Below are 13,210 nucleotides of genomic sequence, written 5' to 3' on the forward strand. Positions count from 1 at the left end.
ACCGGGCGGCCCTCGACGCATGTCCGGGGCGCACCCGGGATCACCCCGCGGTGGCGAGGAACTGCGTCGCCGCCAGCTCCGCGTACAGGGGGTCCCCGGCGACCAGCTCCCGATGGGTTCCCACCGCGCGTACGCGTCCCGCGTCCATGACCACGATCCGGTCGGCCATGGTCACCGTGGACAGCCGGTGCGCGACGACCAGGACCGTGGTGGTCCGTGCCACGTCGGCCACCGTGTCCCGCAGGGCCGCCTCGTTCACCGCGTCCAGCTGGGACGTGGCCTCGTCCAGCAGCAGGAGCCGGGGCCGCCGCAGCAGGGCCCGGGCGATCGCCACCCGCTGCCGTTCGCCACCGGACAGCTTGGTCCCCCGGTGGCCGACCAGCGTCTCCAGCCCGCTGGGCAGCTTGGCCACCAGACCGTCGAGCCGGGTCGTTGCGAGCACGCGCGCGACCGCGTCCGCGTCCGCCTCCGGATTCCCGAGCAGCAGGTTCTCCCGCAGGGACCCCGACAGGACGGGTGCGTCCTGCTCGACATAGCCGATGGCGGAACGGAGCTCGGGCAGGTCCCACTCCGCGAGATCCCGTCCGTCCAGGGTCACGATCCCGGCCTCGGGGTCGTAGAACCGCTCGATCAACGAGAACACGGTCGTCTTGCCCGCCCCCGACGGCCCGACGAACGCCGTCATGCCCCGCGCGGGCACATCGAACGTCACCCCGTGATGGACGTACGGCAGGTCATCGGCATACCGGAACCGGACGTCCGCGAAGGCGACGGCGGCCGGCGCCGCCCCGTCGGCCGGCAACGGCGCGGGCGGCGCGGCCGGTTCGGCGGGCAGCCGTAGCGCCTCCTGGATACGGGCGAGGGCCGCGGCCCCGGTCTGGTACTGCGTGACCGCCCCCACGACCTGCTGGATCGGCGACATCAGATAGAAGACGTACAGCAGGAACGCGACCAGCGTGCCGACGTCGACGGCACCGGTCGCGACCCGCGCGCCACCCACCGCGAGCACCGTGATGAACGCGATCTGCATCGCGAGCCCCGCCGTGTTGCCCGCGGCGGCCGACCACTTGGCGGCCCGCACGCTCTGCCGCCAGGACTCCTCGGCCGCCGCGTGCAGCGTCAGCTCCTCCCGGTGCTCGGCGCCGGACGCCTTCACCGTGCGCAGCGCGCCGAGGATGCGTTCGAGCGCGGCGCCCATCACGCCGACGGCGTCCTGGGCCTGCCGGCTCGCCCGGTTGATACGCGGGACGATCACCCCGACGACCGTGCCCGCCGCCAGGATCACCGCCAGGGTGATGCCCAGCAGCACCGGATCGACCAGGCCCATCATCGCCACGGTCGCCAGCAGCGTGAGCCCGCCGGTCCCGAGGCCCACGAGCGAGTCCGTGGTGACCTCGCGCAGCAGCGTGGTGTCCGAGGTGATCCGGGCCATCAGGTCGCCGGGCTCGGTGCGGTCCACGGCCGTGATGCGCAGGCGCAGCAGATACGACGACAGGGCGCGTCGCGCACCGAGCACCACCGACTCCGCGGTGCGCCGCAGCACGTACGAACCCAGCGCGCCCACCGCCGCGTTGGCGACCACCAACCCCGACATGACGAGCAACGCGCCGGTGATCGTACGGTCGTGGGACAGGTCGTCGATCAACTCCCGTGCCACCAGCGGCAGCAGCAGACCGGTGGCCCCCGTCAGGAGCGAGAGCACGGCACCCGCCAGCAGGGTCCACCGGTGCGGCCGTACGTATCCGAGGAGCAGTCGCCAGGCAGGCGGCCCGGTCTCCTTCTGGGTGCTGCTCACGGTGCTCCTCGGGTCCCGGTGGTCTGCGGAGGCTTCAGGCTACGTCGGCGCTCTCCCTCGGGGTCATCGGCGGGGGGGGCGAGCGCGGCCAGGGTCCTGTCGAGGTCGGTGGCGCGCGGCCGGTTGTGCGGCAGCTTCCCCAACAGGGCCGCCACGTCATAGGAGTTGGTGAGGGCACCCGCGGTGAGGCGGACCTGGCGTTCCATGGCCCGGACGGTACGCGTGCCCGAGGCCGGCCGGTCGAGCCGCTGTCCGGCCGCCGCCCAGCCGTGTGTACCGCCGGTCAGGATGAGGGTCTGTACGCACGCCGTGCTCGGCCAGGAGCTCGCACGCGTTCCCGTGGAGGGCATGTCGTACCTGATCCTTCCTGAGAGGCTGGTGACAGCCGGTGGAGACCGCGGGGAGGTAAAATACCCCCAAGGGTATGCAGAGGAGTGATGGTGGAGCTTCAGTTCGAGGGCGATGAGCTCAAGTCCGTGCTGAACCGGCTGCGCCGGGCGCAGGGGCAGATCTCCGGGGTGATCAAGATGATCGAGGAGGGCCGGGACTGCGAGGACGTGGTGACCCAGCTCGCGGCGGCCTCCCGCGCCCTCGACCGGGCCGGCTTCGCGATCATCGCGACGGGGCTTCAGCAGTGTCTGACCGATCCCGAGGGGAACCGGGTCGACGGCGAGACGACGGAGCAGATGAAGGCCCGGCTGGAGAAGCTGTTCCTGTCGTTGGCGTGACCGTCACTCCATCGGCCTGACCACCGTCACAGGACGGCGTCCGCGAGCAGGAACGCGGCCACGGCAGGCGGCGCCACGGCGAACGTCCGCCGGCGCACGCCTTGGCGCCAGGCGCCTGCTGCACCCCCGCACCGAGCAGCGCGATGCCCGCGACCGGGGCGACCGCGCCCCAGACGACGCCCACCGTCGTGCCGGCGCGGGCCGCCGACGCGGCCGGGGAGTTGACGGTGATGACCAGCAGGCTGGTGCCGACGGCGGCCGCATGCGCAGTCCGACCACATTCACCAGGGTCGGCACGGCGAGGCCCCCCGCCCACGCCCAGCACACCGGTCACCGCGCCGAGCCCCGCCCCGGTCCGGGCGACGCGACCGGTGCGCACCGGTACACCGTCCGGTCGTACGGATGCCGAGGGCCGCAGCATCCGGACGGCGGCGAGGGTGGCGACCAGGGCGAACGCGCCCGTGAGCACAGCGGACGGCAGCCACCCGGACACCGCCCCGCCGACGGCCGCAGGTACGAGTCCCGCCGCCGCGGACAGGACGCCCTCACGCCGGCGCACCGCACCCCCTCGGGCGTGGGTGACCAGGTCGGTCACGGAGGTGAGGGTGACGACGAGCCCGGCGGTGGTGGCCGCGACCGGACTGAATCCGAGCAGGTGGATCAGGGCGGGTACGGCGAGCATGCTGCCGCCGCCCCCGAGCGCGCGAGCGCCGAACCGGTGAGGCCGTGCCCTTACTGATCAGTTACGCGTAGGGTCGGAGGGACGTACACCGGGCGACAGAAGGGGTCAGGGCCATGGCGCAGGAGGTACGCGGAGTGATCGCACCCGGCAAGGACGAGCCGGTGCGGGTGGAGACGATCCTCGTGCCCGATCCGGGACCGGGGGAGGCCGTCGTACAGGTGCAGGCCTGCGGGGTCTGTCACACCGATCTGCACTACAAGCAGGGCGGGATCAACGACGACTTCCCCTTCCTGCTCGGCCATGAGGCCGCCGGTGTCGTGGAGTCGGTCGGCGAGGGGGTGACCGATGTCGCGCCCGGCGACTTCGTGATCCTCAACTGGCGGGCCGTGTGCGGCAATTGCCGTGCCTGCCTGCGCGGTCGCCCCTGGTACTGCTTCAACACCCACAACGCGAAGCAGAAGATGACCCTCGTCGACGGCACCGAGCTCTCGCCCGCCCTGGGCATCGGCGCCTTCGCCGAGAAGACGCTGGTGGCCGCGGGACAGTGCACCAAGGTCGACCCCTCGGTCTCGGCCGCGGTCGCGGGCCTCCTCGGCTGTGGCGTGATGGCGGGCATCGGTGCCGCGATCAACACGGGGAACGTCGGCCGGGGCGACACCGTCGCCGTCATCGGCTGCGGCGGCGTCGGCGACGCGGCGATCGCCGGCTCGAACCTCGCGGGCGCCGCCAGGATCATCGCCGTGGACATCGACGACCGGAAGCTGGAGAAGGCCCGCACCATGGGCGCGACCCACACCGTCAACTCGAAGGACGCCGACCCGGTCGAGGCGATCCGGGAACTGACCGGAGGCTTCGGCGCCGACGTCGTCATCGAGGCCGTCGGGCGCCCCGAGACGTACAAGCAGGCCTTCTACGCCCGCGACCTCGCCGGCACCGTCGTCCTGGTCGGCGTGCCCACCCCCGAGATGAAGCTGGAGCTGCCGCTCCTCGACGTCTTCGGGCGCGGCGGCTCGCTCAAGTCGTCCTGGTACGGCGACTGCCTGCCCTCCCGCGACTTCCCCATGCTGATCGACCTGCATCTGCAAGGCCGCCTTGACCTGGAGGCGTTCGTGACCGAGACCATCCAACTCGACGAGGTGGAGAAGGCGTTCGAGCGCATGCACCACGGCGACGTCCTGCGCTCGGTGGTGGTGCTCTGATGGCCGCCCGCATCGAACGCCTCGTCACCTCGGGACAGTTCAGCCTCGACGGCGGCACCTGGGACGTCGACAACAACGTCTGGATCGTCGGCGACGACCACGAGGTCGTCGTCATCGACGCCGCCCACGACGCCGACGCCATCCTGGAGGCCGTGGGCGACCGCAGGCTGACCGCGATCGTCTGCACCCACGCCCACAACGACCACATCGACGCCGCCCCCGCCCTCGCCGAGCGCACCGGCGCCACCATCTGGCTGCACCCCGACGACCTGCCGCTGTGGAAGCAGACCCATCCCGACCGGGACCCCGACGCCCATCTGCGCGACGGCCAGGTCATCGAGGCCGCGGGCGCCGACCTCCAGGTGCTGCACACCCCCGGCCACGCGCCGGGCGCGGTCTGCCTCTACGACCCCGGTCTCGGCACCGTCTTCACCGGTGACACCCTCTTCCAGGGCGGCCCGGGCGCCACCGGCCGGTCCTTCTCCCACTTCCCGACGATCATCGACTCGATCCGCGAGCGGCTGCTGGCCCTGCCGCCCGAGACGAAGGTGCTCACCGGTCACGGCGACCCCACCACCATCGGTGCCGAGGCCCCGCACCTGCAGGAATGGATCGACCGTGGCCACTGACGAAGTGGTGCACCGCAGCGGGGTGAACGTCCTGCACTGCACCCCCGACGGACCACCGCTGGACGGCGAGCGCGCCGCCCTCGACCTGATCGGCGACGCGATGGGCCGCGACGCCCAGGTGGTCGCCGTCCCCGTGGCACGGGTCGCCGAGGACTTCTTCCGGCTGCGGTCGGGTGTCGCGGGCGCGGTGATGCAGAAGTTCGTGACCTACCGGGTCCGGTTGGCGGTCGTCGGTGACGTCACCCGCCACCTCGACGACAGCACCGCCCTCAGGGACTTCGTCCACGAGACGAACCAGGGCGGCCACATCTGGTTCCTGCCGGATCTGGACGCCCTGGACGGGAAACTGCGCGCGACCGGGTGACCTTCCCGTAAATCACGACAGAGGTTGTCCGGCTTCCCGGCCATGCTCGACGAGTCAACGGGCACAAACGGGAGGTCGGACAATGTCACAACCACTGCGGGGCAAGGTCGCGCTGGTCGCCGGAGCCACACGGGGAGCCGGACGCGGGATCGCCGTGGAACTGGGGGCGGCGGGAGCGACCGTGTACGTCACCGGACGCAGCACCCGCGCCCGCCGCTCCGAGTACGACCGCCCGGAGACCGTCGAGGACACCGCCGACCTCGTCACCGCGGCCGGCGGCCGGGGCATCGCCGTACCCACCGACCACCTGGACCCCGCCCAGGTCCGCGCCCTCGTCGACCGCATCGCCGACGAACAGGACCGCCTCGACGTCCTCGTCAACGACATCTGGGGCGGCGAACACCTCTTCGCATGGGACAGCCCGGTGTGGGAGCACGACCTCGACAACGGCCTGAGGCTGCTCCGGCTCGCGATCGACACCCACGCGATCACCAGCCATCACGCCCTGCCGCTGCTGCTGCGCAGCCCCGGCGGCCTGGTCGTCGAGATGACCGACGGCACCGACGCCTACAACCGCGAGAACTACCGCGTCTCCTTCTTCTACGACCTCGCCAAGACGTCCGTCATCCGCATGGCGTTCGCCCTCGGCCACGAACTCGGCCCGCGCGGCGCCACCGCCCTCGCGCTCACCCCGGGCTGGCTGCGCTCGGAGTTGATGCTCGACCACTTCGGCGTCCGGGAGGACAACTGGCGCGACGCCCTGGACCGCGTCCCCCACTTCGCCATCTCGGAGACCCCACGCTACGTGGGCCGCGCCGTGGCCGCGCTGGCCGCGGACCCCGACGTGGCCCGCTGGAACGGCCAGTCCCTCGACAGCGGCTCGCTCGCCCGGACCTACGGCTTCACCGACCTCGACGGCAGCCGCCCGGACGCCTGGCGCTATCTCGTCGAGGTCCAGGACACGGGCAAGCCGGCGGACGTGACCGGATACCGCTGATCCGGCATGCCCTGGAGCGCCGGTGACAGCGGCCAGCGCGCCGAGTGCCCGGGCGGCAGCGCGAGATCCTCCCGAACGGCCGCGTAGTACCCCTCGCGTCCGGCGCGCTGGCGCTCCACCATCGCCTGCCACGCCGCCGGATCACGTGTGCCCGCGCGCAGGAACGCCTCCATCTCCAGCAGGACGACCACCCAGGCGCGGGCCCGCTCCACCACCTCGGGACTGCCCAGCAGGATCAGGGCCTCCCCGGCGGGGTCCCGCTCGATCGTGGCCTGGGCGAGCAGCGGTTGGGCCTCCTCCGGGGTCAGGGGATGCGGGTGCCGGTCGTTGCCGAAGTGGGCGGCGGCCCGGTACGCGAGGGTGACGGACTTCTTCAACGTTCTCGCGTAGTCGCCGTACACGGCGAGTTTGCGCTCCTCCCAGCGGGCCGCCTGCTCCCGCTGGAACCGCACCCGGTCGCCCCGCACGACCGCCACGTACGAACCGAGCGCGCCGATGACGACGCCGATGAGCGCGGGGAGCTGTTGTATGAACGCGGACATGGACGCACGGTATCTGCCCCGTTGATCACCGAGCGGCTATCTTCGGCGCATGACCGACACCAAGCGCTTCGAGGGACACACGGCACTGGTCACGGGCGCCGCCCGCGGAATCGGCGCGGCGGCCGCCCGCAGGCTCGCCGAGGAGGGGGCGCGCGTCGTGCTGGCCGACCGCGACGGGCAGGTGGTCGAGGAGACGGCGGCGCGTCTGCGCGAACAAGGTCTCACCGCGCAGGCGTTGGAGTGCGACGTGGCGGACCGCACGGCTGTCGAGGCGGCCGTCGACCACGCCGTGACGGCGTTCGGCTCCCTCGACGTCCTAGTCAACTGCGCCGCCCGGTGCACTCCGGAGACCCCGCTGTTCGAGGACGACTCCGACGACGAGTGGGCGCGGGACCTGGACGTCACCCTGGGCGGGCCGTACCGCTGCTCGCGGGCCGCGCTGCCGCACCTGGTCGCCTCGGGGCGCGGCGCGATCGTCAACATCGGCTCCGTCAACGGCCTCCAGGACTTCGGCAACCACGCCTACAGCGCCGCCAAGGCGGGCCTCGGCTCCCTGACCCGCACCCTCGCCGGGCACGCGGCCGCCCGCGGGGTCCGGGTCAACCTGGTCGTCCCGGGCACGGTCCGCACCTCCGCCTGGGAAGGGCGGGAGGCCGAGCTCGCCGGGATGCGGCGGCTGTACCCCCTCGGCCGGGTCGGCGAACCCGAGGACATCGCCGCCGCGGTCGCCTTCCTCGCCTCCCGCGACGCGGCGTGGATCACCGGCACCACGCTGGTCGTCGACGGCGGGCTCACCGCGGTCAACACCGGCTTCCACGCCACGGTCCATCCGGACCGGGGCACGGTGTCGTGAGCTTTGTCACCGTTCCGTCCCAGCAGGCCTGGCGGTACAACGATCGGGCAGGCACACCCGTCTAGCTGGTAGAGATCGCAGGACCTTACGAAGGGGACAGGACCCATGGGGGACATACGCAGACGGGGTGCCGTCGCGCTCGGGATCACCGGACTGGTCGCACCGCTGACCATCGCACTGGGCGCCGCGCCCGCGCAGGCGGCGAGCTGCACCACACAGGCCGGGCCGTACCAGAAGAAGGTGGAGAAGTTCCTCGGCCGCCCGGTCGACGGCCGGCAGTCCACCGCCGACTGCAAGGCGATCAAGGCCTTCCAGACCAAGCACGGCATCAGCCCGAACATCGGCTACGCGGGATCCGTCACCTGGGGAGTGATGGACCTCATGACCAAGCAGAAGGCGGTCGGCAGCAACCCGAACCGCGACGGCAAGTGCCCGACGAACAAGGGCCGCATCGCCTGTGTGAACCTCACCCTCCAGCTGAGCTGGATCCAGGACGGCGACCGGCTCGTCTACGGCCCGGTCCCGGTCCGCACCGGCCGCGACGGCTACGAGACCCGCACCGGCCTGAAGAAGATCTACTGGCGTGACATCGATCACGTCTCGTCGATCTACCACGTGCCGATGCCCTACAGCCAGTTCTTCGACGGCGGCCAGGCCTTCCACTCCGTGAACCTCAGCATGTGGAACCCGCCCGGCTCGCACGGCTGCACCAACATGACGCCCAAGGACGCCAAGAAGTACTGGTCGCTCCTGAAGAAGGGCGACGACGTCTTCGTGTACGGCCGCAAGCCGGGCACCTGAGACACCAGGCGCCCGGCGTGACGACACGCTCACGCCTCGGGCGCGTCCCCGAAGTCCGGGATCTCCAGCCTGGCTCCACCCTGCCGCGCCGAGTCGTGCGCGATGATGCCCGGCAGGGTGTAGCGGGCCGCCACCCAGGCGTTCACCGACGGCAGGGTGCGGGTGTTCACCGCGGTCACGAAGTCGTCCACCAGGAAGTGGTGGCTGCCTTCGTGGCCGTTGTGCAGGTTGTCGAACGACCGGGGCAGCCGTGTCCGGTCGTGCACCGGGGCCGACCCGGACGTGAACGCGGCCCGCAGGTCCGGCGCGATGTGCTGGAGTGACGGGTCGTCAGGAGCCAGGGTGGGCTTGGGCTCCAGGAGTTCACTGATGTCCTTCACGCCCTTCTTGTCCTGCCAGAGGGCGACCGTGGCGAGCTGTTCCATGCTCGCCTCGGTCCCGAAGAACCGGAAGCGCGACTCCCGGATGTGGGAGGGGTAGCCCACCCGCCGGAACTCGTTAGTGCGGAACGAACCGCCGCCCGCCACCTCGAACAGAGCGGTCGCGTTGGAGAAGTCGTTGCCGAACCGGCTGACCTCCTTGTCGAACACGCCGTCCCCGCGGTCGTCGACCACACCGATCGCCGACACGCTCACGGCGTGCGTCTGCCAGGCACCCAGCACCCCGCCCACCGAGTGCGTCGGGTAGAGCAGCGGGGGATAGCTGGCGGTCTCCTTCCACCGTTCGCCGCCGCTGTACCGGTACGCCTCGTAGAACCCCAGGTCCATGTCGTGGACGTAGTCGCCCTCGGCGTAGAAGAGCCGTCCGAAGGCGCCCTCGGCGATCTGGTTGCGGGCGTGCACGGTCGCCGGGTTGTACTGGCTGGTCTCGCCCATCATGTACGTCAGCCCGGTCGCCCGGACCGTGTCGATGATGGCTGCTATCTCCTCGGTGGTGATGGCCATGGGGACGGCGGAGTACACGTGCTTGCCGGCGTTCAGGCCCTGGAGCACCAGGGGGCCGTGAGTCCAGCGCTGGGTGAAGATCGCGACGGCGTCGACCTCCTTCGACTCCAGCATGGCCTCATAGGTGGGGAAGGTGCCGGCCAGGCCCTGTGCCGAGGCGAGCTGCTCGGCGCGCTCGGGCAGCAGATCGGTGACGTAGACGTCGCCGACACCGGGGTGGGCCTGGAACAGCGTGGCGAACTGGCCGGAGAACTGGCCGGCGCCGACGATGCCGAGGGAGAACGTCATGAAGTGCGTGCCCTTCACTGGTGGCGGGATCACTGCGAGAGGATCAGGTTGATCTGGTCGTTGGTCTCGTCGAGGCTGGTCACGGACCTGCCGTTGCCGAAGATGTCCTGCATGGCGGGGTGCATCAGCGCGTACACGTCCGCCGCGTAGGTGGTGATGGGGTAGGAGAAGGTCGTGAAGTCCTTCTTGTCGGCCACCGGCTCGGTGAACGCGGTGACGTCGATCCCCTTCTTCCGGTAGGCGGCCACGGCGGCCGCGGTGCCGTCAGGGGTGGCGGGGAAGACGATGCCGTAGCCGCCCACCGTCCGCTGGCACTCGTCGGACGCGAGGTACTTCACCCACTTGCGGGCGCCCTCCTTGTTGCGGGCGTTCCTGGTGATGGAGTCGGCGAGGCCGTTCATCATGGTGGCGCGCTTGCCGGTGGGGCCCTCAGGGGTGACGGCGGTGCGCATGTCGAGGCCCTTGAACCCGGCGTAGGTCGAGATCATCCAGGCCCCGTCGAAGGCGGTCGCCGCCTTGCCTGCCGCGATCTGGGTGTTGGCCTGGTTCGACTGGGAGTTGTAGTCGGTGAAGGGCGCCATGTAGCCCTTCTCCGCCAGTCCGAAGTACCACTTGACCGCCGACTGGAAGGCGGGGCTGTCGTACTGGTACTCGGTGCCCCACCGTTTCTTGTCGGTGTAGTTCCAGCCGGCGGAGGCGGTGAAGGGGCTCCACTGGGTCTGGCCGTCGCCGTCCCCGCCGCCGTTGGTGGCGAGGCCGTACACCTTGACGTGGTCCTTGTCGAAACCCGGCTCGTCACCCCGCCTGCCGTTCCGGTCGACGGTGAGGTGGGCGACGGCCTTCTCGAAGCTGCCGCCGTCCTCGGGGTTCCAGGCGAGGTCGCCCAGCTGTGCCGCCGTGAGCCCGGCCGCGTCGGTCATCTTCTTGTTGTAGAAGAGGGCGACGGTGTCCCAGTCCTTGGGTGCGCCGTAGCGATGGCCGTCCTGGCCCATCCAGTTGGCCGCGAGTCCGGGCTGGTAGGCGGTGTCGTCGATGCCCAGGTCGTCGAGGGGTTCGAGGACCTTGAGGTCGGCGAACTGGCCGAACTTCTGGATGTGGTCGGTGAACACGTCCGGCTCGGTGCCCGCGATGAAGCTCGCGGTGAGCTTGGTCCAGTAGTCGTCCCAGCCCAACTGGGTGATCTTGACGTGGAGTCCGGGGTTCTGCTTCTCGAAGGCCGTGGCGCAGGCCTGGTAGGCGGGCTGCTGGTTGGCGTCCCACAGCCAGTAGGTGACCGTGTTCGAGGAGGACCCGGCGGAGCCGCTCCCCGCACAGCCGGTCAGACTCAGGGCCAGTGCGCCGGCCAGTGCGGTCAGCGTACGAAGTCGCATCAGGAGTCCCTCACTTGATCCCGGTGAAGCTGATGGTGGACACGATGCGGCGGGCGAAGAACCCGAACAGCACCAGCATCGGCAGCGCGGCGATGAGCGTCGCCGCCATGAGCCCCGACCAGTCGACGCCCGACTGCGGGGTCTGGGCCCGGAAGATGGCCAGCGCCACGGTCAGGACACGTGAGCTGTCGCTGTAGGACACCATCAGCGGCCAGAAGTAGTCGTTCCAGGACGTGATGTACGTCAGTACGGCCAGCGTGAGGACCGGTGCGGACGCCATCGGCAGCAGCACCCGGAAGAAGATCCGTACCTTCCCGGCGCCGTCCAGCAGGGCGGCCTCCTCGACCTCGCGGGGCACGTTCATGAAGAACTGCCGCAGAAAGAACACCGCGAACGGCGTCATGAACATCGTCGGCAGGGCGATGCCCAACAGGTTGTCGATCAGGCCGAGTTCCTTGATGAGCACGAAGTTCGGCAGCAGCGTGAAGATGGTCGGCACCATCAGCCCGGCCAGGAACAGCGCGAACACCCTGTCGCGGCCCCGCCAGCGCAGCCTGGCGAAGGCGTAGGCGGCCATCGCGGAGAAGAAGATCTGGCAGCCGGTGACCAGGGTCGAGACGATCACCGAGTTGAGCAGATAGCGCCAGAACTTCAGCCCGCCGCCCGCGCCGCCCTGCGCGATCGCGTCCTTCGTGGACTCCAGGCCCAGGGCGCGGGCGAATCCGGTACCGGTCGGATCCACCGGCAGCGGGTCGGAGGCGTGGGCGGCGAGTCCGGAGTTGGTGGACAGCGCGGTGCGCAGGATCCAGTAGAACGGCAGCAGGGTCACGAGCACGATCGCACCCATCGCCGTCCACGCGAGGACCCGGCCGGGGGAAAGCGCGCGGCGCCGGGTGGGCCGTATCCGTGTCGTGGTCGTGGTGGTGGTCACGGCAGCCATGTCGACTCCTTCCGCGTCAGCCGAGATCGGTGTGGCCGGCCCGGGTGAGCCGGTACTGCAGGACGGTGATCGCGCTCAGCACCACCAGGAGGGCGACGGACATCGCGGACGCGTAGCCGAACTGGAAGCGGCCGAAGGCCGATTGGTAGATGTAGAACTGGAGCACGTTGGTCGCGTTGGCCGGGCCGCCCCCGGTCGTCACGGCGACCGTGTCGAAGACCTGGAACGAACCGATCACCGTCATGATCAGGACGACCGCCAGGACCGGCCTGAGCAGCGGCATGGTGATCCGCCAGAACATCCGCCACTCGCTCGCGCCGTCCACCTTCGCCGCCTCGTACATGTCGTTCGGGATGGCCATGAGGCCCGCGAACAGCAGCAGCGCGGTGTAGCCGACGTGCCGCCACACGTTGATCAGGGCGATCGTCGGGACCGCCCAGGTCTCGTCGGCGAGGAAGGGGATCCGGTCGAAGCCGAGCCCGGCGATGATCTCGTTGCCGATGCCGAGCTGGTTGTCGAGGATCCACAGCCAGACCAGACCCGCGACGACGTTCGACATCAGATACGGCGTCAGCACGATCCCGCGCAGTACGGGGGACTGGGTCAGGCGCTGCAGGAGCACGGCGATGGCGAGGGCGGACACGGTCTGGACACCGATGTTGATGACCACGTACTCCACGGTGACCTTCAGCGAGTCCCAGAAGACGGGGTCGTGGATCATCCGGTCGTAGTTGGCGAACCCGACCCACTCCGCCGGGGTCAGCAGGTTGAAGCGGGTGAAGCTCAGGTAGATGCCCCGCAGGGTCGGCCAGAGCAGGAAGACCACGAAGCCGATCAGGGCCGGGGCGATGAACACCGCGGCCAGGCGGCCGTCGCCCCCGTGGGACCTGTCCGGGCTCGGGTCCTCACCCGGTTCGGTCCGTGCCCCCTCGGTGCCGCTCAGCGGCAACCGCGACGGAGGGCTGCTGGAGGCGATGGTCATCGGGAGACTCCCTCGTCTTCGGTGGCTCGTCCTCGGCCACTTACTTTTGTCGCGAAAGAATCCAGGCGTCAAGGGTCCTGCGAGTTTCTTTTCAGG

The 13,210-nt window shown here is 70.4% G+C and carries 14 protein-coding genes and 1 pseudogene; 8 read left to right on the forward strand and 7 right to left on the reverse strand.

Translation table 11 applies throughout. The features are described from left to right. Nucleotides 1–40 precede the first annotated feature (40 nt). Entirely contained in the window at nucleotides 41–1,795 is a 1,755-nt protein-coding gene (locus M2163_RS42185) for an ABC transporter ATP-binding protein (protein ID WP_280896679.1), read from the reverse strand. A gap of 80 nt (nucleotides 1,796–1,875) precedes the next feature. Beyond that, nucleotides 1,876–2,131 (reverse strand): annotated as a pseudogene (locus M2163_RS42190) (transporter); the annotation flags it as partial. Nucleotides 2,132–2,235: 104 nt separating this feature from the next. Between M2163_RS42190 and M2163_RS42195 the strand changes: the two are divergent. The 6 genes from M2163_RS42195 to M2163_RS42220 all read left to right on the forward strand — a co-directional run bounded on the left by M2163_RS42195 (nucleotide 2,236) and on the right by M2163_RS42220 (nucleotide 6,394). After that, nucleotides 2,236–2,523 (forward strand): metal-sensitive transcriptional regulator, encoded by a 288-nt coding sequence (locus M2163_RS42195; RefSeq protein WP_028807630.1) that lies wholly within the window; start codon nucleotides 2,236–2,238, stop codon nucleotides 2,521–2,523. A 262-nt stretch (nucleotides 2,524–2,785) separates the two neighbouring features. Beyond that, entirely contained in the window at nucleotides 2,786–3,262 is a 477-nt protein-coding gene (locus tag M2163_RS46685; RefSeq protein WP_348541368.1) for a hypothetical protein, read from the forward strand. Between the two features lie 56 nt (nucleotides 3,263–3,318). Further along, on the forward strand, nucleotides 3,319–4,404 hold the full coding sequence (locus M2163_RS42205; protein ID WP_280847579.1) for an S-(hydroxymethyl)mycothiol dehydrogenase: 1,086 nt from the start codon (nucleotides 3,319–3,321) through the stop codon (nucleotides 4,402–4,404). Then, nucleotides 4,404–5,033 carry an MBL fold metallo-hydrolase gene (locus M2163_RS42210; RefSeq protein WP_280896680.1) on the forward strand — a complete coding sequence of 210 codons (630 nt, stop codon included), beginning with the start codon at nucleotides 4,404–4,406 and terminating at the stop codon, nucleotides 5,031–5,033. Before M2163_RS42205 ends, M2163_RS42210 begins: the two co-directional genes overlap by 1 nt. Next, the gene (locus M2163_RS42215; RefSeq protein WP_280847577.1) at nucleotides 5,023–5,397 is read left to right on the forward strand and encodes a DUF4180 domain-containing protein; all 375 of its coding nucleotides are present in this window, start codon (nucleotides 5,023–5,025) and stop codon (nucleotides 5,395–5,397) included. The genes M2163_RS42210 and M2163_RS42215 overlap by 11 nt, the downstream gene beginning before the upstream one ends. Nucleotides 5,398–5,479: 82 nt before the next feature. Beyond that, nucleotides 5,480–6,394, forward strand: coding sequence for an SDR family oxidoreductase (locus M2163_RS42220; RefSeq protein WP_280896681.1), 915 nt, complete (start codon nucleotides 5,480–5,482; stop codon nucleotides 6,392–6,394). Here M2163_RS42220 and M2163_RS42225 read toward each other — a convergent pair. Continuing rightward, nucleotides 6,337–6,936, reverse strand: a complete 600-nt coding sequence (locus M2163_RS42225) for a hypothetical protein (protein WP_280896682.1) — start codon at nucleotides 6,934–6,936, stop codon at nucleotides 6,337–6,339. The genes M2163_RS42220 and M2163_RS42225 overlap by 58 nt on opposite strands. 49 nt (nucleotides 6,937–6,985) lie before the next feature. Between M2163_RS42225 and M2163_RS42230 the strand changes: the two genes are divergently transcribed. Beyond that, nucleotides 6,986–7,789, forward strand: coding sequence for an SDR family NAD(P)-dependent oxidoreductase (locus tag M2163_RS42230; RefSeq protein WP_280847574.1), 804 nt, complete (start codon nucleotides 6,986–6,988; stop codon nucleotides 7,787–7,789). A 105-nt stretch (nucleotides 7,790–7,894) separates the two neighbouring features. Beyond that, nucleotides 7,895–8,590: a L,D-transpeptidase family protein gene (locus M2163_RS42235; protein ID WP_280847573.1), complete on the forward strand. Its 696-nt coding sequence runs from the start codon at nucleotides 7,895–7,897 to the stop codon at nucleotides 8,588–8,590. Between the two features lie 29 nt (nucleotides 8,591–8,619). Here the strand turns inward: M2163_RS42235 and M2163_RS42240 are convergent, their stop codons facing one another. Genes M2163_RS42240 through M2163_RS42255 form a run of 4 tightly spaced genes read right to left on the reverse strand, consistent with a single transcriptional unit; the run spans nucleotide 8,620 to nucleotide 13,114 of the window. After that, the gene (locus M2163_RS42240) at nucleotides 8,620–9,822 is read right to left on the reverse strand and encodes a Gfo/Idh/MocA family oxidoreductase (protein ID WP_280854005.1); all 1,203 of its coding nucleotides are present in this window, start codon (nucleotides 9,820–9,822) and stop codon (nucleotides 8,620–8,622) included. A 29-nt stretch (nucleotides 9,823–9,851) separates the two neighbouring features. After that, nucleotides 9,852–11,192, reverse strand: coding sequence for a sugar ABC transporter substrate-binding protein (locus M2163_RS42245; protein ID WP_280847572.1), 1,341 nt, complete (start codon nucleotides 11,190–11,192; stop codon nucleotides 9,852–9,854). A 10-nt stretch (nucleotides 11,193–11,202) separates the two neighbouring features. Next, nucleotides 11,203–12,132, reverse strand: coding sequence for a carbohydrate ABC transporter permease (locus tag M2163_RS42250; protein WP_280847571.1), 930 nt, complete (start codon nucleotides 12,130–12,132; stop codon nucleotides 11,203–11,205). Nucleotides 12,133–12,148: 16 nt separating this feature from the next. Then, nucleotides 12,149–13,114, reverse strand: a complete 966-nt coding sequence (locus M2163_RS42255) for a sugar ABC transporter permease (protein WP_280847570.1) — start codon at nucleotides 13,112–13,114, stop codon at nucleotides 12,149–12,151. Nucleotides 13,115–13,210 lie beyond the last annotated feature (96 nt).

The organism is Streptomyces sp. SAI-135 (assembly GCF_029893805.1).
GTDB lineage: Bacteria > Actinomycetota > Actinomycetes > Streptomycetales > Streptomycetaceae > Streptomyces.